General features: G+C 54.8%; 21 protein-coding genes. 13 read left to right on the top strand and 8 right to left on the bottom strand.

All coding sequences use genetic code 11. The features are described from left to right. Positions 1 to 2 precede the first annotated feature (2 nt). Complete coding sequence (gene pepT, locus AC07U6_RS01550) at positions 3 to 1,247, top strand: peptidase T (protein ID WP_494762764.1); 1,245 nt, start codon at positions 3 to 5, stop codon at positions 1,245 to 1,247. Positions 1,248 to 1,252: 5 nt separating this feature from the next. Here pepT and AC07U6_RS01555 read toward each other — a convergent pair whose 3' ends face one another. From AC07U6_RS01555 to AC07U6_RS01565, 3 genes are all read right to left on the bottom strand, one after another. Beyond that, positions 1,253 to 1,414, bottom strand: coding sequence for a hypothetical protein (locus tag AC07U6_RS01555; RefSeq protein ID WP_494762765.1), 162 nt, complete (start codon positions 1,412 to 1,414; stop codon positions 1,253 to 1,255). A 910-nt stretch (positions 1,415 to 2,324) separates the two neighbouring features. Continuing rightward, positions 2,325 to 3,104 carry a transporter substrate-binding domain-containing protein gene (locus tag AC07U6_RS01560; RefSeq protein ID WP_494762766.1) on the bottom strand — a complete coding sequence of 260 codons (780 nt, stop codon included), beginning with the start codon at positions 3,102 to 3,104 and terminating at the stop codon, positions 2,325 to 2,327. A gap of 23 nt (positions 3,105 to 3,127) precedes the next feature. Continuing rightward, positions 3,128 to 4,297, bottom strand: coding sequence for a methionine aminotransferase (locus tag AC07U6_RS01565; RefSeq protein WP_494762767.1), 1,170 nt, complete (start codon positions 4,295 to 4,297; stop codon positions 3,128 to 3,130). Between the two features lie 129 nt (positions 4,298 to 4,426). Between AC07U6_RS01565 and AC07U6_RS01570 the strand changes: the two genes are divergently transcribed. Next, a complete protein-coding gene (locus AC07U6_RS01570; RefSeq protein WP_494762768.1) occupies positions 4,427 to 5,296 on the top strand; it encodes a LysR family transcriptional regulator in 870 nt (289 codons plus the stop codon). 156 nt (positions 5,297 to 5,452) lie between these two features. Then, a complete protein-coding gene (locus tag AC07U6_RS01575; RefSeq protein WP_494762769.1) occupies positions 5,453 to 5,887 on the top strand; it encodes a DoxX family protein in 435 nt (144 codons plus the stop codon). 274 nt (positions 5,888 to 6,161) lie between these two features. On the opposite strand, the gene AC07U6_RS01580 is transcribed toward AC07U6_RS01575, so the two are convergent. Next, complete coding sequence (locus tag AC07U6_RS01580) at positions 6,162 to 7,481, bottom strand: MFS transporter (RefSeq protein ID WP_494762770.1); 1,320 nt, start codon at positions 7,479 to 7,481, stop codon at positions 6,162 to 6,164. Between the two features lie 319 nt (positions 7,482 to 7,800). Here AC07U6_RS01580 and AC07U6_RS01585 point away from each other — a divergent pair, with 319 nt between their 5' ends. Further along, positions 7,801 to 8,724 carry a LysR substrate-binding domain-containing protein gene (locus AC07U6_RS01585; RefSeq protein ID WP_494762771.1) on the top strand — a complete coding sequence of 308 codons (924 nt, stop codon included), beginning with the start codon at positions 7,801 to 7,803 and terminating at the stop codon, positions 8,722 to 8,724. Positions 8,725 to 8,727: 3 nt separating this feature from the next. On the opposite strand, the gene smrA is transcribed toward AC07U6_RS01585, so the two are convergent. Continuing rightward, a complete protein-coding gene (gene smrA / locus AC07U6_RS01590) occupies positions 8,728 to 9,300 on the bottom strand; it encodes a DNA endonuclease SmrA (RefSeq protein WP_494762772.1) in 573 nt (190 codons plus the stop codon). A gap of 400 nt (positions 9,301 to 9,700) precedes the next feature. Here smrA and fnr point away from each other — a divergent pair, with 400 nt between their 5' ends. The 5 genes from fnr to AC07U6_RS01615 all read left to right on the top strand — a co-directional run bounded on the left by fnr (position 9,701) and on the right by AC07U6_RS01615 (position 14,874). Then, positions 9,701 to 10,456, top strand: a complete 756-nt coding sequence (gene fnr, locus AC07U6_RS01595; protein ID WP_105594649.1) for a fumarate/nitrate reduction transcriptional regulator Fnr — start codon at positions 9,701 to 9,703, stop codon at positions 10,454 to 10,456. A gap of 116 nt (positions 10,457 to 10,572) precedes the next feature. Beyond that, on the top strand, positions 10,573 to 11,523 hold the full coding sequence (gene uspE, locus AC07U6_RS01600) for a universal stress protein UspE (protein WP_494762773.1): 951 nt from the start codon (positions 10,573 to 10,575) through the stop codon (positions 11,521 to 11,523). Between the two features lie 366 nt (positions 11,524 to 11,889). Next, positions 11,890 to 12,372: a DUF2946 domain-containing protein gene (locus tag AC07U6_RS01605; RefSeq protein WP_494762774.1), complete on the top strand. Its 483-nt coding sequence runs from the start codon at positions 11,890 to 11,892 to the stop codon at positions 12,370 to 12,372. Between the two features lie 193 nt (positions 12,373 to 12,565). Continuing rightward, entirely contained in the window at positions 12,566 to 14,587 is a 2,022-nt protein-coding gene (locus tag AC07U6_RS01610; RefSeq protein ID WP_494762775.1) for a TonB-dependent copper receptor, read from the top strand. A 20-nt stretch (positions 14,588 to 14,607) separates the two neighbouring features. After that, positions 14,608 to 14,874 carry a DUF2534 family protein gene (locus AC07U6_RS01615; protein ID WP_494762776.1) on the top strand — a complete coding sequence of 89 codons (267 nt, stop codon included), beginning with the start codon at positions 14,608 to 14,610 and terminating at the stop codon, positions 14,872 to 14,874. 168 nt (positions 14,875 to 15,042) lie between these two features. Here the strand turns inward: AC07U6_RS01615 and pntB are convergent, their stop codons facing one another. Next, entirely contained in the window at positions 15,043 to 16,431 is a 1,389-nt protein-coding gene (gene pntB / locus AC07U6_RS01620; RefSeq protein ID WP_494762777.1) for a Re/Si-specific NAD(P)(+) transhydrogenase subunit beta, read from the bottom strand. A gap of 11 nt (positions 16,432 to 16,442) precedes the next feature. Next, a complete protein-coding gene (gene pntA, locus AC07U6_RS01625) occupies positions 16,443 to 17,972 on the bottom strand; it encodes a Re/Si-specific NAD(P)(+) transhydrogenase subunit alpha (protein WP_494762778.1) in 1,530 nt (509 codons plus the stop codon). A 513-nt stretch (positions 17,973 to 18,485) separates the two neighbouring features. Here pntA and ydgH point away from each other — a divergent pair. After that, positions 18,486 to 19,442, top strand: a complete 957-nt coding sequence (gene ydgH / locus AC07U6_RS01630; RefSeq protein WP_494762779.1) for a DUF1471 family protein YdgH — start codon at positions 18,486 to 18,488, stop codon at positions 19,440 to 19,442. A 223-nt stretch (positions 19,443 to 19,665) separates the two neighbouring features. After that, positions 19,666 to 21,057, top strand: a complete 1,392-nt coding sequence (locus tag AC07U6_RS01635; RefSeq protein WP_494762780.1) for an amino acid permease — start codon at positions 19,666 to 19,668, stop codon at positions 21,055 to 21,057. A 3-nt stretch (positions 21,058 to 21,060) separates the two neighbouring features. Here AC07U6_RS01635 and AC07U6_RS01640 read toward each other — a convergent pair whose 3' ends face one another. Beyond that, positions 21,061 to 21,474: a hypothetical protein gene (locus AC07U6_RS01640; RefSeq protein ID WP_494762781.1), complete on the bottom strand. Its 414-nt coding sequence runs from the start codon at positions 21,472 to 21,474 to the stop codon at positions 21,061 to 21,063. A gap of 197 nt (positions 21,475 to 21,671) precedes the next feature. On the opposite strand from AC07U6_RS01640, the gene rstA reads away from it, so the two are divergent. Both rstA and rstB read left to right on the top strand, forming a co-directional pair. Next, positions 21,672 to 22,400 carry a two-component system response regulator RstA gene (gene rstA, locus AC07U6_RS01645; RefSeq protein WP_494762782.1) on the top strand — a complete coding sequence of 243 codons (729 nt, stop codon included), beginning with the start codon at positions 21,672 to 21,674 and terminating at the stop codon, positions 22,398 to 22,400. Then, the gene (rstB, locus tag AC07U6_RS01650; protein ID WP_494762783.1) at positions 22,397 to 23,689 is read left to right on the top strand and encodes a two-component system sensor histidine kinase RstB; all 1,293 of its coding nucleotides are present in this window, start codon (positions 22,397 to 22,399) and stop codon (positions 23,687 to 23,689) included. Before rstA ends, rstB begins: the two co-directional genes overlap by 4 nt. Positions 23,690 to 23,701: the final 12 nt, after the last annotated feature.

Consider the following 23,701-nt stretch of genomic DNA (forward strand, 5'->3'; position numbering starts at 1 on the left):
TGATGACTGACTCCCTCGCGCAGAAGCTGACCGACCGTTTTTACCGCTATCTGGCAGTCACCAGCCAGAGCGATGCCGCTGCCACCATCCTGCCCAGTACGCCCGAACAGCACGACATGGCTCGCCTGCTGGCGGAAGAGCTAACCCAGTTGGGTTTACAGGACGTGGTGATTGATGAGTTCGCGACCGTGACCGCCGTCCGGCCGGGGAATACGCCGGGTGCGCCGAGAATCGGTTTTATCACCCATATTGATACTGTCGATGTTGGCCTGTCGCCGCATATTCATCCACAGACGCTGCGTTTTGAGGGTAAAGACCTGTGTCTGAATAAGGAGCAGGACATCTGGCTGCGCACCGCTGAGCACCCGGAAATCAATGGCTATATCGGCCAGGATATTATTTTCAGCGACGGCACCTCGGTGCTGGGCGCGGACAACAAAGCCGCCGTTACCGTGGCGATGACGCTGCTGGAGCAGCTGCCTGCCGATGCCCCGGTTGGCGATATCGTGATGGCTTTTGTGCCGGATGAAGAGATCGGGCTGCGCGGCGCGAAGGCGCTGGATCTGGAAACCCGCTTTAATGTGGATTTTGCCTATACCATTGACTGCTGCGAGCTGGGTGAAGTGGTGTATGAGAACTTTAACGCGGCGGCGGCGGAGATTCGCCTGACAGGCGTGACCGCGCACCCGATGTCCGGCAAGGGCGTGCTGGTCAACCCGCTGCTGATGGCATGGGATTTTATTGGCCACTTCGATCGCCAGCAAACGCCTGAACATACCGAGGGCCGCGAAGGCTACACCTGGTTTAACGATATGCATGCTAACGCCAGCGAAGCGGTGTTAAAAGCATCAATTCGCGATTTTGACCTGGCAAGCTTCGCCGGACGCAAGCAGCAGATCCACGATGTGGCGGAGATTATTCGTAAAAGTTACCCGACCGGGCGCGTTGACGTCAGCATCAGCGATACCTACAGCAATATCAGCAACGCCATCGGTGAAGATCGTCTGCCAATCGATCTGATTTTTGCAGCGCTGAAGGAGATTGGCGTGGAGCCGAAGGTGATCCCGATGCGCGGTGGCACCGATGGCGCGGCACTGTCGGTGAAAGGCCTGCTGACGCCGAATTTCTTTACCGGCGCACATAATTTCCATTCGAAGTTTGAGTTTCTGCCGATTCCCTCGTTTGTGAAGTCCTATGAGCTGGCGGAGAAAATCTGCCTGCTGGCGGCGCGTCCTTTCGTTAAGTAAGCCGGTTAGCGGGCAGACTCTGCCCGCTTATGTATCAATGTTTGCAGGACGAACATGAAGTAGATGTCCTCCGTCACCACCGGTTCGGTCTGGAACAGGCGCTGGTAGAATTCAGCGCTTTTTTTCGGGTTTTCGACGTAGAGGATGGTGTAGTTGAGTGCGTTCATGGTGATTTCCTTTGATTTCGTGGGTTGGTTTGATGTCGGGAAGGATAGCGTTGGCGGGTGACAGTTTCTGTCAGTAGGGATGAGCTGGGTGTGTTGCCGGTGAGTTTAGTGTCCACGCTGGTGGACTGGGTATGTTGCCTGTGAGTTGGGTGCTGACGCTGGTGGGCGGGTGTCTTCCTGCCGGGCCGGTCCTCGCGCAGCTTCGCTGTGCCTTCTCTTCGTTCGTCAGCCTCACGGAACGCCGCAGACGCGCGTCCTGCGCGGCTGCGTCTTTTGCCTACGTCCGTGTGGGCAAATCCGGGCTTCCTCTCTCCGTTCAGCGCTGCGGATGGCCCTTCAGTAAGCCACCTGCCCGCCTGCTTTGCTGCATAAGTGTCTGCTGGCTGGAAATGAAAAAATCACAATTCAGTAATTAAGACATCGACATCTGGTGAAAAGAAATCACTCTTTGATATTTAAGCCTTGCTGATAGGTTTCACAGAAAACACCGGTTCATTACAGAATTGAAGTGCCCGGAACTTGGGAATATATCTGCGATCACGCTATTTTAAGCAGCGAGCAGATTGCCCACAGGCGCGCAGCCTCCGCGGCTGACGGGTAATCCGCAGCACTGAGGTGAAGGCGGTGGGCCAGGAGATGGCAGCAGGGATGCTGACATCAGGCCTGGCGCGGGCAGGACGCCCGCACCAGGCCGGTCCGACAGGCACACTGCTGTAACCGAAGGTACCGCAAGGCGGCGCGAGGACCGCCCGACTGTCGCGGAAGCTGCACGCCGATCGCCAGTGTCACCGCAACAAGTCGCTGGGGTTGAATTTCATCGCAAAAAAAACCGCCATCACCAAGGATAACGGCCAGATAAATGCTCACTCTCCGGCATCTCGCAAAGCGGCATGCCGGAGGTTTAATGGGCTTACTTCACAGAAACATCAATACCCGGGAAATACTTCGCTGCCAGCCTGGTGATCGTACCGTCGGTCTGCACCTTGGTAATCGCCGCATCCAGCTCGCCCTTCAGCTTGGTATCGTCCTTACGCAGACCGAAACCAATACCGGTGCCGAGAATCGTATCGTCCTCAACCGCCTTGCCGATAAAGCCGAATCCCTTGCCCTGTGGCTTATCGAGGAAACCAGACTGGCCCGCAGCAGACATCACCAGCGTACCGTCCAGACGGCCGGCAACCATATCGTTATAGACCTGGTTCTGATCCTGATAGGAGGTTACAGTCACCCCCTTCGGCTCCCAGTACTGCTTGGCGTAGGTTTCCTGAATAGAACCCTGCAGAACGCCGATGCTCTTGCCCTTCAGCGCTTCCGGGGTCGCATCCTTCAGGCCCGCGTCGGTTTTACCCACCAGCATGCTTGGAATACGGTAAATAGGCTTAGTGAAGCCGATGCTCTTCGCGCGTGCTTCGGTGATATTCATCGCCGAGTTGATGGCGTCGAACTTCTTCGCCGACAGTGCCGGGATCAGCGCATCAAAGCTGCTCTCCACCCAGCTACACTTGAAGTTACCGGCCTGGCAAATAGCGTTGCCCAGATCGATATCAAACCCTTCCAGCTGACCTGACGCGTTGCGGCTTTCAAACGGCGGATACTGAGATTCCAGACCGTAACGCAGCGTTTCCTGCGCCAGCGCGGAGACGGATGTCAGCAGGCCAATTGCCACAAACAGCGCATTCAATTTCTTCATTCACTTCCCCTTATGATTTTTGATTAGCGAGGCTTGACCTGGCAGAGCGCGCGCGCGCCGGCCTGCAAGGTGGCTTCGTCTTTTGCGAAAGAGAGACGGATCAATTTATTGTCGGTTCCATCGGTATAAAACGCCGACAGTGGGATAGTTGCCACACCGTAATCAACGATGAGACGTTGTACCATTTCACTGTCCGTTTCGTCACTGAAATCCGCATAGCTGGCCAGCATAAAGAACGATCCGGCGGACGGCAGCAGGGTAAACGGCGAATCCTTCAGCAGAGAGGCCATCAGATCGCGCTTCTGCTGATAAAAAGCGCCTAAACCGAGATAATTTTCCGGCTGTTGCAGATAGTCGGCAAACGCCACCTGCATCGGCGTATCGGCAGAGAACATCATAAACTGATGCACTTTCACCACTTCTTCCATCAGCTCGGCCGGAGCCAGCAGATAGCCCACGCGCCAGCCGGTCACGTGGAAGGTTTTACCGAAGGAGGAGACGATCACGCTGCGCTGCGCCAGTTCGGGATGGGTTGCCATGCCGTTATGTTTGCGGCCATCAAACAGAATATGTTCATAAACTTCGTCGGAGAGCACCACAATATTGGTATTGCGGGTCAGTGCGGCAAGGCGGTCAAGATCCTCGCGGCTCAGCACCTGTGAACTTGGGTTGTGCGGCGTATTGATGATAATCATCCGGGTACGCGAGGTGATCGCCGCGCTGACTTCATCCCAGTTAATGGCGAAGTCCGGTACCTGAAGCTTCAGGCCGATTGGGGTTGCGCCCTGCAGGCGAACGATGGGCGCATAACTGTCGAAGGCGGGTTCGAAGAAGATCACTTCATCACCCGGATGCACCAGCCCGGCAATCGCCGAGTACAGCCCTTCGCTGGCGCTGGCGGTAATCAGCACTTCGCTGGCGACATCATATTTTTGGCCGTAAAGCGTTTCGACTTTCTCCGCCAGAATCTGCTTCAGAGCCGTGACGCCGGTCATCGGCGCATACTGGTTATGGCCCTGCTGCATTGCCCTGCTGACGCCCGCTACCAGTGCCGGGTCGCAGGGGAAGTTTGGCGCGCCCTGCGAAAGGTTAATCGCCTTATGCTGCGCGGAAAGCTGGCCGATCACCGTGAAAATGGTGGTGCCGACATCGGGTAATTTTGAGCGCTGCTGCACCGAAGAGGTGATAGTCATGGAAGCTCCAGTCAGAGGGTAAACCGTCGGGTGAATTTGCTTATGCTATTCAACGTGGCGCGGCTTGAGGCGACAAGCGAATTGTTGTCATAATAGCTATGACTTTTAAACATAGCTCAGGGTGTACCTATGTCCCAGCGTCCGCTGCCGCTGAACGCCATTCACGCTTTTATTGTCACCGCACGCCACCTCAATCTGACCCGTGCCGCCGGGGAGCTGTGCATCACTCAGGGGGCCGTCAGCCGTAAGATCGCTTCGCTGGAATCCTGGCTGGGCTTCAGCCTGTTCGATCGCCACGCGCGCGGGCTGCGCCTGACGCCGCAGGGTTCCGCCCTGCTCCCCGCGCTACAGGCTGGTTATCAGCAGATTTTCGACGCCGCGCAGGCCAGCAGACAGCAGGCGGTGATTCGGCTTAAGGCACCAACCTGCGCCATGCGCTGGCTGCTGCCGAAGCTGGTAGCGCTGGAGAAACTGCGACCCGAACTGCACGTTTCGCTGACTACCACCGTCGATCACAGCACTCTGCTTGAACACTATGATGCTGCGATCCTTTACGGCAGCAGCGGGCGCGGCCTGCGTTTGTTCGAGGAGGAGCTGACGCCGGTGCTCGCAGGTGGCCTGCTGACTTCGCGCTCCGCAGATGCCGCTACACTGACCGCCATGACTTTTTTGCATCCCACCGCCGACAGCCGCGACTGGCAGCTGTGGCTGAAATCGCAGCAGATGTCCATTGCCATGCAGCGCAATCAGCATTTCGCCACTATGGATCTGGCGATTAGCGCAGCCATACAGGGCTACGGCGTGACGGTGGCGGACGTAACGCTGATTGCGGAAGATCTGGCTATGCAGCGGCTGGTTGCGCCATTCAGCGGCAGAGTGAAAACCGGCGCGGTTTACAGTCTGATTCGTCGTCCGGCAGAGGAAGCCCCACCGCTGCTGGATGAGCTGGTGGCGTGGCTTTCTTCCCATGATGAAACGGTCCTTAGCACAGAAAAATGAGCCTGGCAGGTCAGTTACGTTTCGCCCCCGGCTGGTGAAAATTGATTTGCAGATTATGCTAATAGGAGGCCGATCCTGACGTATGTCACCATCGCCAGCCTGCGGCGCACGCCTTTTGCCGCCGAGCATTTCCTCATAACGTTAAGGACTTCACTTATGTTCTCCTCGCTTAATAACGGTTTTACCCGGCTCAGCGATCGCCCCGATCTGGGCAGGCTGGTGCTGCGCGTTTCGCTGGGCGCACTGCTGCTGTTTCATGGCGTATTTAAGCTACAGCACGGAGTAGGCTGGATCGCCGGGCTGTTGCAGGCTCATAACATTCCCGGGCTGGTGGCTTACGGTGTCTATATTGGTGAGGTTCTGGCCCCGGCGATGATGATTATCGGGCTGATGACTCGTCCTGCGGCGTTCATTATTGTGATTAACCTGGTGGTCGCCACGCTGCTGGTGAAAACCGGCGCATTCTGGGACCGCACCTCAGTCGGTGCCTGGGCGCTGGAGGGAGAAGCACTGTATCTGTTTGGGGCGCTGGCGGTCATGTTGCTGGGACCGGGGCGCTTTACGATAGTGCAGGACAGCCGCCTGCAGTAGATAAGATAAACCACCTCCTGGCGGAGGTGGTTTAAGGATATTTAAGTCGTAACAATGCGGGACGACGCAAATAGAACGAGTTAATGCAGCAGCTAACCAATTTGGTGCACAGGCAGCCAAAAAAAAGCGTCAGATATTTTTTTATCAGGCAGGTAAAAAATGAAGAGATAGAGGGTGGGGAGTACGAGAAATTTCGATATTTACAGACGAAATCAGGGGCGTTGTCTCCCCTGATTTCGTTAGCCTGCGGCCGCGAAGCAGATGTTATACCCTGCTATGGCCGGTAACCATAACGCGATTTTGCCATCAGCATCAGGGTGGTCAGCACCGCCGGGATCGCCAGGAAGGAAAAGACATCGGTAATATTCCATCCCATCGACAACATCTGCGCACCGGCAAAAGCACTGATGATCGCCCCGACACGCCCCACTCCGTGCATCCAGCTGGAACCGGTGGCACGCGCACGCGTTGGATAGTAGCTGGCGGACAGCGCATTCATTCCGGTATTCGCTCCGTTAAGGCAGAAGCCGCTACAAAAAGCGATAGTGCTCAGCACCAAAACGTCTGCCGGTGCATAGCCGATGCATACGGTGGCAATCGCACCGGTGAAATAGATTGCCGCCAGCGCGAGATTGGCGTTAAAGCGATCCATTACCCAACCGGCAAACAGAGAACCAATCGTACCTCCCGCCTGATACATCGCCGTGACCAGCGCGGCCTGGGTGACCGTCATGCCAATGTCTTTGACCAGCGTCGGCAGCCAGCTGCCGATCAGATAGACCAGGAACAGCCCCATAAAGTAGCTGCCCCACAGCATCACGCTGCCAAACAGATACTGTCGGGACAGCACCAGACGTACGGCTCCGCCGGTCGTGGCTATTTCGCTGAGGGCAAAATGGCAGCGATCGGTCGTCATTCCAGGGTGCATCTTTTCGACAATCCGGCGAATTTTCCAGGCTGGGGCATTGCGCGTCATCATAAAACGCACGGATTCAGGCAGCCAGCGGAGTAAGAACGGCACAATTATCAGCGGCAAAACGCCGCCCAGAATGAGTACCGAATGCCAGCCGTAGTTAGGAATCAGCCACGATGCGGCAAAGCCTCCGCTGGCTGCACCAAAGGTGAAGCCGCAAAACACTACGGTGATCAGGAAAGCACGTTTACGCTCGGGGGAATATTCCGCCACCAGAGTACCGACATTAGGCATCGCAGCCCCAAGCCCTAAGCCGGTGAGAAAGCGGAACAACATTAGCTGGTCGAGGTTCTGCGAAAATGCGGTTGCCAGCGTCCACAGGCCAAAGAAAAACACGCTGCTGATAATCATCACTCGCCGGCCAAACCGGTCAGCCAGCGGTCCGGCAAACATCGCGCCCAGCGCCAGGCCAATCAGAGCAGCACTAATGACCGCACCCAACTGATGATTGCTGACACCCCACGCCGTTTTAAGCGCCGGTGCGATAAAACCTATCAGCGCAATATCCATCCCGTCCATGGCGACAACGGCAAAACTCAGTGCAATGACGCACTTCTGGTAACGGCTTAATGCATTACGGTTGATTAATGCATGGATATCAATGGCCGCGGTACTGTTCACTGCGTACTCCCTGGCTGGTCGATCGTCACCCCGCCCCAGCCTGCTAAGCGGGTTGCTGCGCCCCGGAGGCGCTGCTGTACGATCTAGCGGAAAAATAGCCGGTTATCATAACGGATTGTTATGAAGTTCTCCTGATTAATTGCATGTACTTTTAACCTGACCAAAGCATAAGCACACATTAAGATTGAGTGATTTAACGCCCTGAAAAGTAATAGTTACCGCGCTATAAGCGGCAAATGTTAAATAAATTTTGCAATAAGGTTAACAAAAACCACAAAGCAAGCTTGCCAGTCATACCGCCAGGTAACTAATCTGGGCTATGAATAAAAATTATCAATTTAATCAGCGCATTCGACTGCGCCACCTGCACACCTTTGTTGCCGTTGCGCAACAGGGCACTCTCGGCCGCGCTGCGGAAACGCTGTCGCTGAGTCAGCCCGCGTTATCAAAAACGCTGAATGAACTGGAAGAGCTGGCCGGAGCCAGACTGTTCGAGCGAGGACGGCTTGGCGCGCAGCTGACCATAATGGGCGAACAGTTTCTCACTCACGCCGTGAAAGTGCTTGATGCGCTCAATCATGCAGGACAGTCGTTTAATACGCCACTGCCGCAGGAGCCGGAAGTGCTGCGGATTTGCGTGTTAACCACCGTGGCGCTCGGTATGCTACCTTCTATTCTCGATCGGTTCCATCAGCAGCGGCCGCAAACCATCGTACAGGTGGCTACGCTGCACAATAACGTATTGATAGCCGGGCTGAAGGCCGGAGAATTTGATGTCGGCATTGGACGCATGGCGGATGCCGAACTGATGACCGGATTGACTTATGAACTGCTGTTTCTCGAATCGCTGCGGCTGGTCGTTCGCCCCGATCATCCGCTAATGAGTGACAACGTCACGCTTTCCCGCGCGATGTCCTGGCCCGTAGTGATCTCACCTGAGGGTACCGCCCCACGCAGGCTGGCCGAAGCGATGCTAAAAGAGCAGGGATGCAGCCTGCCGCCGACGCTGGTCGAAACCTCCGCCACGTCGCTGGCCCGCCAGCTAGCGCTGCGCTACAACTATGTCTGGTTCGTTCCTTCCGGTGCAATTAAGGGGGATCTGCTGCACAATTCTCTGGCCGCCCTGCCCATTGCCTCACACGGGCCAGGAGAGCCGGTCGGTATTCTGACCCGGTCCGGCGTCCCGCTGAGCCTGAGTGCGGAGATCCTGCTGGCTACTATTCGAAAATCTCACTCCGGCTAGACCTCAAAGGGTGCGGCGGGCGTTTTGCTCGCGATTCTCCAGCCGCGCCCGTTCGCTTTTGCGCAGCGCAACGTAACACGCACCGCTACCGCCGTGGTGAGGCTGAGCGCTGCAAAAGGCCTGCACTTCATCGAACTGCTGCAACCAGCGCATCAGATAGCTGCGAATAATATTGGCATGGGATGTGTCGTGACGCGCCTTGCCGTGGATAATCAGCAAATTGCGGATATCATCTCTCAGCGCCTGGCGCATAAACAGGTACAGCATCTGGCGGCTGTTTTCGGCCGATTGCTTGATCAGATTTAAATTGAGCTGCGGTGGGTATTTGCCCTGCCGAAGTTTATCGAGTACCCCCGGCTGGATACCGTCAGCAATAAACTCCAGCGACTGAGTACCCGGGACGACTTCCAGCAAACCGACGGTCAGCGGATTATCCAACTGTTCTTCCCACTGCCGATCCCGGAGAGGTTTAGCGGATGGCGATTTCTGCCACATAATCGTGCTGCAGTCTTTCAGCGGTGTGACATCTTCCATCGCGTGGCGGAAGATATCGCTTTCATCAGGGTTGAAGGTCATCACTCACTCCTTTTACTGGCACCTGCGGCGCGATATATCAGCACATGACGTTTTAACGCCTAACGGGAAGTTTAGCAAGATGGAATGCAATATGACGAAACCTGCGCCAGCGTCGTCTTTTGATGGGTGAAATAATTCCACGGTTGAGTGTAAATTATGATGGCAAAAACCAGAATAATACTCCGCAATTCCTGCCAATGATGGAGCGCATCAATGAAAAACATTTAAATAAGCAGATTTAAGTTTGTTAATGAATTGTTTTTTATTATATAATTCACCACCATAGCTTTTATTAATGACATCCTTAATCTTTATGTGGCTAAAACTGCTCTGATGAGTTTCATTTTGTAAGTCAAAACGGTAAAATTGATATCAGTCAATAATCATAGAGCGTACAATTATGATTCCAGAAAAGAGAATTATCAGCCGACGAATACAATCAGGTGGTTGTGCTATCCACTGCCAGGATTGCAGCATCAGTCAACTCTGCATCCCCTTCACGCTAAACGAACACGAACTTGATCAGCTTGATAATATCATTGAGCGCAAGAAGCCTATTCAAAAAGGCCAGACGCTGTTCAAAGCCGGCGACGAACTCAAGTCGCTTTACGCTATCCGCTCCGGCACCATCAAAAGCTATACCATCACCGAACAGGGTGACGAGCAGATTACCGGTTTCCACCTGGCGGGCGATCTGGTTGGCTTTGACGCGATCAGCGGCAGCCAGCATCCCAGCTTTGCGCAGGCGCTTGAAACCGCAATGGTGTGTGAAATTCCCTTTGAGACGTTAGATGACCTGTCCGGTAAAATGCCGAGCCTGCGCCAACAGATGATGCGTCTGATGAGCGGCGAGATCAAAGGTGACCAGGAGATGATCCTGTTGCTTTCGAAGAAAAATGCCGAAGAGCGTCTGGCCGCATTTATCTACGGTCTTTCTCGTCGTTTCGGCCAGCGCGGGTTTTCTCAGCGCGAGTTCCGTCTGACCATGACGCGGGGCGATATCGGTAACTACCTGGGATTGACGGTAGAAACTATTAGCCGTTTGCTTGGCCGCTTTCAGAAAAATGGAATGCTGGCGGTGAAAGGCAAATATATCACTATTGAAAATCATGAAATCCTCTCCCAGCTTGCCGGCCAAAGCAGGGCAATCGCCTGACGATTTGCCGGGTCAATATTTGTTATTTTATTGATCCGGCAATATCTTTTCCCCTTTTTCCTTTTGTCTGGTTGGGCTATCTTTAACTTACACGCTCAGTGTATGGAGAACCCATTATGGCTAACTATCAAAACATCCTTGTGGCTATCGACCCACAGCAGGACGACCAGCCTGCCCTGCGGCGCGCGGTGTATCTGAATCAGCGCCTTGGCGGTAAGATTACCTGTTTTCTTCCGATCTATGATTTCTCCTACGAGATGACTACCCTGCTGTCGCCTGACGAACGCATAACGATGCGTAAAGGCGTGATCAGCCAGCGCACTGAGTGGATTCGTCAGCAGGCGCAGGCCTACCTGGCCGCCGGTGTGCAAATTGATATTAAAGTGGTGTGGCACAACCGCCCTTTCGAAGCAATTATTCAGGAAGTGCTGAACAACCAGCACGACCTGGTGATCAAAATGACCCATCAGCACGATCGCCTGCAGGCGGTGGTGTTTACTCCAACCGACTGGCACCTGCTGCGCAAATGCCCTTGCCCGGTATGGATGGTGAAAGACCAGGCCTGGCCAGAGGGCGCGAAAGCGCTGGTTGCCGTCAACCTCGCCAGCGAAGAACCGCATCACGATCCCCTGAACACCAAGCTGGTGCGGGAAACGCTGGACCTGGCCGAGCGGGTGAACCATACCGAAGTGCATCTGGTCGGCGCCTACCCGATAACGCCGATCAATATCGCTATTGAACTGCCTGATTTTGACCCGAGCGTCTACAACGATGCGATTCGTGGGCAGCACCTGGTGGCGATGAAGGCACTGCGCCAGTCATTCAGCATTGATGAAAAATTCACCCACGTTGAAAAGGGATTACCGGAGGAAGTCATCCCGGAACTGGCTGACCATCTTTCTGTGGGGGTTGTGGTCCTGGGCACAATTGGGCGCACCGGTCTTTCCGCTGCATTCCTTGGCAACACTGCAGAACAGGTCATCGACCATCTGCGCTGTGATCTGTTAGCCATTAAACCGGACGGTTTTACTTCACCGGTTGAACTGGATGACGACGAAGACGATTAATCTGTCCGCGGGCGCGGTCGCTCAGTTATGCGCGGCTGCGCCTGGCCACTTGAAAATGATATCGTCTTAACCTTTTTATCGATCTATCGATCCCATGAAAGTGCCGTGCTCTCTGCTCTCTGCCAGAATATATTTCGTCTGTTGAAAATGCTGCAAGATTAAATAGCAGCTTCAATGTTAAATATTTGTTTAAATCCACCAAAACAAGTCGGCGATAATTTATTCCCTGTCGCAAACACGTTAAAAAATAGCTTCGTGATAAGAATAATCCTTTAACATTATAATTAAAAGCCGTTACACTCAGCCTGTCATTTTACTTTGCCAGAGATTACTCTTTTGGTTATATATCGTCTGTCACAGCGCCGAATGCCTGCACTTATCGCCATCGTGGCGATTTTGCTGCTATTTATCGCGCCGAACATCTCGCAATCGCTGATGCATCGCCAGTCTTCAGACGGTATGACTGAAGCAATGCACGATATGTCCGCGATGCACGATGATATGAATATGCAAAGTATGGCTGCTGGCGATATCTCGAGCAGCCACAGCAGCCACAGCAGCCACAGCAGCCACAGCAGCGTAAACGACTTAAACAACCAACCACAACACGCCATGACTCCCCCTCAGTCCCATGCCATGAGTATGAATATGGGCATGATGGATGAGTTTGCCTGCGGCTACTGCCAGCTGCTGGTCCACGTGCCGATGCTGATATGGCTATTTGTTCCGGTTCTGCTACTGATACAGTTGGTGAGCCAGTCACCACCGATACGTCCGCTGCCCACATATCACCTTACCGTTTATCCCGGACCCTGCCAGCCGCGCGCTCCGCCTGTTATTAATTCCTGAATATTATTCAACTCGATAATTCGTGCGCGATAAAAACATCGCTTCGACAAAAATAATAATGTGATATTCACAGGACTTCGCACGCCTTAATTATTTTTCAATCCAATCTTCGGCTGCATTAAAAACAGCATTGACTGATGGCAATAAAATAATTATCAGGCGTTAGTGTTGTTGCTTAAAACAGGAATAATCCATGAACGCATTTCCCCTGCGCTGCTCGCTGCTGAGTGCGGCTGTTTCCATCGCATGGCAAAGCCAGGCGGCCTCTGCCCCTCATCATCCCGTAATTAAAGATGATGCGGTGATCACCGTGACCGCCCCGCTATCCAATCCACTCAACGTAGTGACTTCACCTAAAACTCCCCGCCAGCCGGTTCCCGCCAGCGATGGTTCCGACTACCTGAAAACCATTCCCGGTTTTGCTCAGGTACGCAACGGCGGCACCAACGGCGATCCGGTATTTCGCGGGATGTTTGGCTCGCGGCTGCGAATCCTGACCGATGGTGGAGAAATGCCCGGCGCCTGCCCTGCGCGAATGGATGCGCCAACGTCCTATATTTCACCGGAAAGCTTCGATTTACTCAGTATCACCAAGGGGCCGCAAACCGTACTCTGGGGGCCGGGAAACTCCGCCGGAACCATTCGCTTTGAGCGCCAGCCGCCGCAGTTCACCGAGCCGGGGATCAAAGGCAATGCCAGCCTGCTGGCCGCATCGAACCACCGCTACGATCAGAATGCGGATCTCAGCCTCGGCAGTGAACAGGGCTATCTGCGCCTGCTGGGTAACAAATCGCGTTCGGATGACTACAAAGACGGTAACGGCGATCGCGTTGCCTCTCGTTGGGATAAATGGAATGCCGATATCGCGCTAGGCTGGACGCCTGATGCCGATACGTTGCTGGAGTTGAGCGCCGGACGCGGTAACGGCGAGGCCCGCTATGCCGGTCGCAGTATGGACGGTTCTCAGTTTAAGCGTGAAAGCCTCGGCCTGCGCTTCGAGAAATCGAACATCGGTGAGGTGCTGGATAAAGTTGAGGCACAAATTTATTACAACTATGCCGACCATATTATGGATAATATCACCCTGCGTTCACCGACTGCCGGGATGGGAAGCATGGCTGGGATGTCGATGGGCGGTATGGACATGAGTAGCGGGATGACTGCGCGGCTCGACCGTCGTACCGTTGGCGGCCGGGCGATGGCTACGTTCATGCTGGGTGACGTGAAGCTCGAGAGCGGCATGGATATGCAGACCAGCACTCACCGCAAGCGCAGCGGCGATGACTGGAGTAAAGATGCCCGCTTCCACGACGTCGGCGTGTTCAGTGAACTGAGCTGGTCGGTCAGCGAACAGGATAAAATCGTTGGTGGTGCACGCCTGGATCGCACGTGGGTGGATAATTTCAGCGCCAGCGGTGAAGGCGAACGCAGTGATACGCTGCCCGCCGGATTTATGCGTCTGGAGCATACGCTAAGCGATATCCCGCTGATGCTGTATGCTGGCGTCGGCTATACCGAACGCTTCCCGGATTACTGGGAGTTATTCTCGCCCACCACCGGCGCAGATGGTCGTTCAGCGGCGTTTGATACGGTCAAACCGGAAAAAACCACCCAGCTGGACTTCGGTGCAAAATATTCTGGCGAACGCCTTGAGGGCTGGCTCTCCGCCTACGTTGGCCGCGCGAACGACTTTATTCTGTTTAACTATGATGCGGATAACAGCAGTCTCAGCAGGGCGAGCAACGTTAACGCCACGATTATGGGCGCCGAAACCGGTTACCGTTACCAACTCACCGAGCACTGGTCAACGGATGCCAGCCTGGCGTGGGCGTGGGGTAAAAACCGCAGCGATAAAGTTCCCCTGCCGCAGATGCCGCCGCTGGATGCACGACTCGGACTGGGCTGGGAGAATGGACCGTTCAGCACCAGCGCCCTGCTGCGAATGGTCAGTCATCAGGATCGCATCGCGCTGAATCAGGGGAATGTGGTCGGCAAAGATTTTGGCCGCAGTGCGGGCTTCAGCATTTTTTCCGCCAATGCGGCGTGGCAGTTTAACCCGCAGCTTAAGCTAAGCGCTGGCGTTGATAATATTTTCAATCAGGCGTATAGCGAACATCTGAATCTGGCGGGTAACAGCAGCTTTGGTTACTCGTCTAATACCCCGGTTAACGAGCCAGGTCGTACCTGGTGGGCAAAAGTTAACGTGAAGTTCTGAACAGCATACAGGAGTTTTTTATGGCGTTTTTACCACCGGGCAAAAAGAGAAGGAATTTTCTGGCCGCCCAGGCCTGCGTTTTCATTGTCGTAGCCATTATCATGACCCGAGCGATCGTCGGCGGGGCTATTCAGGAATACAACATGCCGTTCTCTACCTGGCCGGTAGAACTGTATATCTCTGAATTCTTTATGATCACGATTTACAGCAGCATCTTCACCCTGCTGTTCTCCATCCCGCTGTGGTACTTCTTTATTGGTACCCAAGACCCCGAGCAGAAACAATAGCTCATTCCGTACTGAGCACCGGCTTTGGCTCATTGCGGGAATCAGCCCTCTCTCCCGAGGAGCGGATTTAAAACGGACAATAAAAAAGGGGCGACCGGTTAAAGGTCGCCCCTGTTACTCTCCGCTATTCTCAGGCTCCAGGTCATGTCGCCCTAAAGCCCGAGTGGCTTACAGCGCTTTCAGAATGGCATCAACTGTCGCTTTCGCATCACCGAACAGCATCTGGGTGTTCTCTTTAAAGAACAGCGGGTTCTGCACGCCTGCGTAACCGGTATTCATGGAGCGTTTGAATACCACTACGTTTTGCGCTTTCCACACTTCCAGCACCGGCATTCCGGCGATTGGGCTGCGCGGATCTTCCTGTGCAGCCGGGTTAACGGTGTCGTTAGCGCCGATAACCAGCACGGTATCGGTAGAGGCGAAGTCATCATTGATTTCGTCCATTTCCAGCACGATATCGTATGGCACTTTCGCTTCGGCAAGCAGCACGTTCATGTGGCCAGGCAGACGACCGGCAACCGGGTGGATACCGAAACGCACGGAAATACCGCGCGCGCGCAGTTTTTCGGCAATTTCAGCCACCGGATACTGAGCCTGCGCAACCGCCATGCCGTAGCCCGGGGTGATGATCACCGAGTTAGAGCCTTTCAGCAGTTCTGCCGTGCCCGCAGCGTCGATTTCACGGTATTCGCCCATCTCTTCGCTTTCGCCGGTTGAGCTGCTGTCGGTACCGAAGCCGCCGGCGATCACGCTGATAAACGAACGGTTCATCGCCTTACACATAATGTAGGAGAGGATCGCACCGCTTGACCCCACCAGTGCACCAGTGACGATCAGCAGGTCGTTGCTGAGCATAAAGCCCGCCGCCGCCGCCGCCCAGCCAGAGTAGGAGTTCAGCATCGACACCACCACTGGCATATCCGCACCGCCGATAGACGCCACCAGATGCCAGCCGAAAGCCAGGGCGATCAGTGTCATCACCAACAGCGCGAAGCCCTGTGCGCCAACGCTTTCTGAACTGACAAACAGGATTAACAGCAGGAAAGAAACCACCAGCGCCAGCAAATTCAGTTTATGGCGATGCGGCAGCATCAGCGGACGTGAGGAGATTTTCCCACACAGCTTGCCGAAGGCCACAATCGAACCGGTAAAGGTGACCGCGCCGATAAAGATACCGATAAAGACTTCGGTCAGATGGATGTTTTCCATCACCGGCAGCAGACCAGGCGCGTGGTCCAGGTAGCTGTTAAAGCCAACCAGTACCGCCGCCAGGCCAACGAAGCTGTGCAGTACCGCCACCAGCTCCGGCATTTCGGTCATCTCGACCTTCTTCGCCAGGCGAATACCGATCGCCCCACCAATCACCATCGCCAGCAGCACCCAGGCAATATTGCCGGAGTCCGGGCCGAAAATGGTCGCCACCAGCGCCAGCGCCATACCGCTGATGCCGAAGATATTCCCCTGTTTCGAGGTTTCATGTTTAGACAGCCCGGCAAGGCTGCAAATAAACAGGATCGCAGCAACAATATATGCTGCAGTCACTAATCCGCCAGACATGGACAAACCCCTCAGTTTTTACGGAACATTTTCAGCATGCGCTGGGTGACGGTGAAGCCACCAAAGATATTGATGCTGGCGATCAGCACCGCGATAAACGACAGGAAGCTCACCCAGCCGCCGTGACCAATTTGCAGTACCGCACCGATAACGATAATGCCGGAAATGGCGTTAGTTACCGACATCAGCGGTGTATGCAGCGCGTGGCTGACGTTCCACACCACGTAGTAACCCACCACGCAGGAAAGCGCAAACACGGTAAAGTGGGAAAGGAATTCCGGCGGCGCAACGTTGGCCAGCCAGCCGAACAGGACGATAGCCAATGCCAGCAGCAGATACTTACGCAGTGGAGAGGCCGGTTTTTTCACCTCTTCTGCGGTTTTCACTTCTACTTTCGGTGCTTTAGGCGCAGCGGAAACCTGAATCGGCGGTGCAGGCCAGGTCACTTCGCCATCGCGGATTACGGTTACTCCGCGCACCACAACATCTTCGAAGTCGATAGTGATTTCGCCGTTTTTCTCTTTGCACAGCAGCTTCAGCAGGTTGACCAGGTTGGTACCGTAGAGCTGAGAAGACTGCGTAGGCAGACGGCTTGGCAGATCGGTGTAGCCGATGATCTTCACGCCGTTTGGGGTCACGGTGACTTTATCGGCCACGGTCAGTTCACAGTTGCCGCCGGTTTGCGCCGCAAGGTCAACAATCACGCTGCCCGGTTTCATCGAAGCAACCATTTCTGCGGTAATCAGCTTCGGCGCTGGCTTGCCCGGGATCAGAGCGGTGGTGACAATAATGTCCACTTCCGCAGCCTGAGCCGCAAACAGCGCCATTTCGGCCTTAATAAAGGCTTCCGACATCACTTTCGCATAACCGTCGCCGCTGCCCGCTTCTTCCTCGAAGTCCAGCTCGAGGAATTCGGCGCCCATACTCTGGACCTGTTCTTTTACTTCCGGGCGGGTATCGAAGGCGCGAACGATAGCACCCAGGCTGCGCCCGGCACCGATCGCAGCCAGACCGGCCACGCCAGCACCGATGACCATCACTTTCGCCGGCTGAACTTTGCCCGCGGCAGTGATCTGTCCGGTAAAGAAGCGGCCGAACTCGTGAGCGGCTTCTACAATCGCGCGATAACCGGCGATGTTGGCCATCGAACTGAGCGCATCCAGCGACTGCGCGCGCGAAATACGCGGCACGGCATCCATGGACATCACGGTCACTTTACGCGCGGCCAGTTTTTCCAGCAGCGCCGGGTTCTGTGCGGGCCAGATAAAGCTGACCAGTGTACTGCCTTCACGCGTCAGGGCGATTTCATCATCATCAGGCGCATTGACCTTCAGCACGATATCCGACTGCCATACGTTAACCGCATCGGTGATAGTCGCACCGGCAGCAACATAGGCTGCATCGTCGAAGCTGGCGAGCTGACCCGCACCGCTTTCTACGGTGACACTGAAGCCAAGTGATAACAGCTGTTCCACCGTTTTCGGTGTTGCTGCCACACGGGCTTCGTTTGCCAACCGTTCTTTGGTAATACCAATAAGCATATTCTTCCCTTTCATCAGAGAGTATGACGGTTTGTTGATACTGCTCCGGCCCATATGACCGAAACCATCTTGTTTCAAACTGTTTATAACCTACTGAAAATGTGTGTTCCGATCCAGCCACCACGAGTACTGCGGCGCACTTTACCTATAAAAATTCAAGCCAGACCCGGTTCAACCCTATATTGGACCTGAATTTCGCGTTAAACCAACGATAATCTGCTACGAAAAAATTTAACATTCTCAGTGTGCTCTTATCAAATATCATTAATTAACAATACATTAACGAGTAAAGTGGTAGCTATTACCTGCATAAGTGGTATGGACTTAAAAAATGACTCGATTCAGCAAGCTTTCCTGAATATTCCAAAAAATGGAATACCCACCCACATAAAACCATAAAAAATGGCTGAGACAGAGGCATTATTACATGCAATAATCATGGACTAATCTGTTGAACATCAAGACTCCAGCACGTTTTCGTACTCATTTTGCGTAAGGCGAAGGATTATTTTTATGAAGCTGAAGAACACCATCCTGGCATCAGCCCTGTTGTCACTCACATCATTAACCGCAGTCCATGCGGCACAGGAACTGACACCGGAGAAAGCCGCCGCGCTGAAACCGTTTGATCGGATCACCATCAATGGCCGTTTTAATGCCATTAACGAAGCCAGCAGCGCAGTATCTAAACGTGCTGATGCGATGGGTGCCGCCTCCTACTACATTCAGGGCATCAACGACACCAACGGCAACGGCGGTAACTGGAACGTGACTGCCGACCTGTATCACGCAGATGCACCGGAAGCGGTGAAGAATAAAGATCGCGTGATCAATGGCGTGCGCGAACTGACTAAATCAGAAGCCTATTCGCTGGAACCGTATGATACGGTCAGCGCCAGCGGTTTCTTCCGCAGCCAGCCGGATGTCAACGACGCCATCAGTCGTTCAGCGAAGGATAAAGGTGCGGCATCCTTCTTTATTATTCGTCAGATCGATACCAACAACGGCGGCAATCAGATGATCACCGCCTATATCTATAAAGCCGACGCACCGAAGCGTGTGGTGCAGGAGTCGTCGAATCTGATCCCGGCGGATTCCGAAGCCGGTAAAGCCGCGCTGGCCGCCGGTGGTGCCGCTGCGAAAAACGTTGAGATCCCGGGCGTTGCATCTTCCGATACCCCGAGCAAAAACGTCGGCCGCTTCTTTGAAACGCAGACCTCTACCGGCCAGCGTTACACCGTCACTCTGCCTAACGGCAAGAGCGTGCAGGAAGTGAACGCCATCACCGCAGCTCAGATGCAGCCATTTGACAGCGTGACCTTTACCGGCCACTTCGGCACGCCGACTGAAATCTCTGAGGAAGTCGGTAAGCGCGCGATTGCCAAAGGTGCGAAGTACTACCACGTGACTCGCCAGTGGTCTAATCAGAGCGGCGGTAACCTGACCGTCAGTGCGGACCTGTTCAAGTAATAAGCTAAAACAGTCGGCAACGCGGGCAGCCTTCGGGCTGCCCTTTTTATTGGTGAATAATCCGCTGTGATTTATGCATAGTAAATCATTGCATCCCTTCTACTCACTCCGTAAAATTGCCCTCCTTTTGCAGGGCTATCGTTCGCACAATCGCTTATTAACCCTGAGTAAAATTCACACCAATCGAATTAACTGGCTTTTTATTCTGTTTCTGGAGTTATTTTTGGACAAAAAACTAGGGCTAACTGCCCTGACTGCGCTGGTACTCAGCTCCATGCTCGGAGCGGGCGTGTTCAGCCTGCCGCAAAATATGGCCGCGGTAGCCAGTCCGGCAGCATTGCTGATCGGCTGGGGCATTACCGGCGTGGGCATTTTGCTGCTGGCCACGGCAATGCTGCTGCTGACCCGAATAAAACCAGAACTGGATGGTGGGATCTTTACCTATGCACAGGCGGGTTTTGGTGAGCTGATTGGCTTCTGCTCCGCCTGGGGTTACTGGCTGTGCGCGGTGATCGCCAACGTGTCGTACCTGGTTATCGTTTTTTCCGCAATGAGTTTCTTTACCGATTCGCCGGGCCACATTGTATTTGGCGATGGCAATACCTGGCAGGCGATGCTGGGTGCCTCCGTGCTGCTGTGGGGTGTCCATGCCCTGGTGCTGCGCGGCGTACAGACCGCTGCCGGGATTAATCTGGCTGCCACACTCGGCAAGCTACTGCCTTTAGGACTGTTTGTCGTGCTGGCGATTGCCGCTTTCAACTACGATCGCTTCCGCATCGATTTCAGTGGACTATCGCTGGGTAAACCGGTGTGGCAGCAGGTTAAAGACACCATGCTGATCACCCTGTGGGTATTTATCGGCGTTGAGGGCGCAGTGGTGGTTTCGTCCCGCGCGCGTAACAAGCGGGATGTTGGCCGCGCGACGCTTCTGGCGGTGGTCGCTGCACTGTTCGTTTATCTGCTGGTGACGCTACTCTCGCTCGGCGTGGTGCCGCGCGCTGAACTGGCTGAAATGCGCAACCCTTCCGTCGCGGGACTGATGACTTCGCTGATTGGCCCCTGGGGTAACCTGATTATCGTCAGCGGGCTGATAGTCTCCGTCTGCGGTGCCTATCTCAGCTGGACAATTATGGCAGCGGAAGTCCCGATGATTGCCGCACAGCACGGGGCGTTTCCCCGCCTCCTCAGTCGCCAGAACACACGGGGCGCACCTGCTGCTTCCCTGTGGCTTACCAACGGCTGCGTCCAGCTGTGCCTAATCCTGATCTGGCTGACCGGGGCAGACTACAATACGCTGCTGACCATCGCTTCAGAGATGATTCTGGTGCCTTACTTCCTGGTAGGTGCCTATTTATTCAAGCTGGCGTATCGCAAGGGGCAACCCGCCGTGACGGCAGTCGCTATCGGCGCCAGCCTCTACGGTCTGTGGCTGCTCTACGCTTCCGGGCCACTGCATTTGCTGCTGTCGGTAGTGCTGTACGCGCCGGGGATGCTGCTGTTTCTGTTCGCCCGCCGTAAGGGGCAGGCACTGACGGCGCTGAAACCTGTCGAGAAGATGGCAATGGGAATGCTGGTCGTGGCCGCCCTTCCGGCAGCCTGGATGCTGATGCAGTAGCCGTTAGTGGGACAGCGGCGGGATGGCGATATGCAGTCGGTCGTCCTGCTGCTGGAGCTCCAGCGGACGGGCATACTCCTGACGCACGGTAGTCAGCTGAGATTCCGATAGCGGATAAGGCAGGAGGATTTCAAAACGGGCAATTTGCTGCTGCTGCGCAAGAGTTATCAGGCGAACAATATTGATTTCATCACTCAGCTGAGTAGAGATAATCTGCAGCGCGAGGTCTTTCAGGCGCTCCGGTGCGGCACGAGGGGCTGCTGCCGTTTTACGCGTAACGATGCCAAAAAACGGGATAACACCGTAAATCGCATCAACAAAACTCCAGCGTTTCTTACAGGAAGCGGAAAGGAAATCGATATAATTTATACAGACAGGGTCATTGTGCCCTACTGCAGCCAGCTTAGTTTCTGACACCCTTCCTCCTTTTCGTTACACGTCAAAACAGCCCTTACGCTTATAATGACATACTCGGTCAACATTATACTACATTCATTAGATTAACAGATGTAAGGATTCTCCGAGGCGTTTTTCCAACGATTTAGCACAGGTTAATAGGCGTTACCCCTGAGAAAGGATAAGCTAGTGCCATCTGCGACCCGATATACCGCATCATGAATAAAATTGTATTTGTTGAAGACGACAGAGACGTGGGCGAGCTGATTGCCGCCTATCTGGGAAAACACGATATTGAGGTGATTGTAGAAAGCCGTGGAGACAGGGCTGAAGCAACGATCGCCGCCACTAACCCGGACCTTGTTATGCTGGATATTATGCTACCCGGCAAGGACGGGATGACTCTGTGCCGCGATATCCGCAGCAGCGGCGACTGGTCTGGCCCGGTTGTGCTGCTGACCTCACTTGACAGCGACATGAACCATATTCTGTCGCTGGAGATGGGCGCGAATGATTATATTCTCAAGACTACGCCGCCGGCGGTTCTGCTGGCGCGTCTGCGGCTGCATCTGCGCCAGGCCGGGAGCAAAACCCAGGGTGAAGAGATCGCCCCGGCGGTTTCCAGCCAGAAAGGCCTGCGCTTCGGCACGCTGAGCATCGATCCGGTTAACCGCCAGGTGATGCTGTCCGGTGAAATTATTGCTCTTTCCACTGCCGACTTCGATCTGCTGTGGGAGCTGGCAACCCATGCCGGAACAATTCTCAACCGCGATGCCCTGCTGAAAACCCTGCGCGGCGTCAGCTACGACGGCATGGATCGCAGCATTGACGTGGCGATTTCGCGGCTGCGCAAGAAACTGCTGGATAGTGCCACCGAGCCGTACCGCATTAAAACCATCCGTAATAAAGGCTATCTGTTCGCGCCGCACGCCTGGGATGCCCAATGAGAAAACTGTTTATTCAGTTTTATCTGCTGCTGTTTGTCTGCTTCCTGGTGATGGCGATGCTGGTCGGGCTGGTGTACAAATTCACCGCCGAACGCGCCGGCCGCCAGTCGATGGACGATTTAATGAAGAGTTCGCTGTATCTGATGCGCAGCGAACTGCGGGAGATCCCGCCGCGCGACTGGAACCGCACCATTAATAACCTCGATCTCAACCTTTCTTTTAAGCTGCACATCGAGCCGATGAGTAAATATCAGCTCGACCCGCCGACGCTGCGCCGCCTGCGCGCGGGGGAAATTGTCGCGCTCGACGACGAATACACCTTCCTGCAGCACATCCCGCGCAGCCACTACGTGCTGGCGGTCGGTCCGATCCCGTATCTGTTCTATCTGCATGAAATGCGCCTGCTGGATATCGCGCTGCTGGCCTTTATCGGTATATCTCTGGCGCTGCCGGTGTTTATCTGGATGCGGCCGCACTGGCAGGACATGCTAAAGCTGGAAAACGCCGCTCAGCGATTCGGTCAGGGCCACCTTGATGAGCGTATTCATTTTGACAGCGCGTCCAGCCTGCAGCGGCTGGGGGTGGCCTTCAACCAGATGGCGGACAATATCAACACGCTGGTCGCCAGTAAGAAGCAGCTGATCGACGGTATTGCCCATGAGCTGCGCACCCCGCTGGTGCGTTTGCGTTATCGTCTGGAAATGAGCGACAACCTCAGCGAGACAGAATCCACGGCGCTGAACCGGGATATCGGCCAGCTGGAAGCACTGATCGAAGAACTGCTGACCTATGCCCGCCTCGATCGTCCGCGCGTGGAGCTGAATCTGCAATCGCTCGATCTGGTACAGTGGCTGCACGAACGGCTGCAGGATATCCGCCTGGTTAATCCCGATACCGATATCGCGCTGGATACCCCACAGCGCGAAAATCACGGGGTGGCGGATACCCGCCTGATGGAACGCGTGCTGGACAATCTGGTGAATAACGCCCTGCGCTATGCCGATAAACGCCTGCGCGTTGGACTGTGGTTTGACGGCAACATTGCCTGCCTGCAGGTGGAAGATGACGGCCCCGGCATTCCGCAGGAAGAGCGCGAGCGAGTATTCGAACCCTTTGTGCGGCTCGATCCCAGCCGCGATCGCGCCACCGGCGGCTGTGGCCTGGGGCTGGCGATTGTTCACTCCGTGGCACAGGCGTTTGGCGGCTACGTCACCATCGACAGCAGCCCGCTTGGCGGTGCCAGCGTGCGCTTCTGCTGGCCGATCAATCATCCTTTGCGCGACGCCTGAGGCGTCTGAACT

The sequence above is a fragment of the Erwinia sp. GW821-FHT03D09 genome (genome assembly GCF_059420805.1).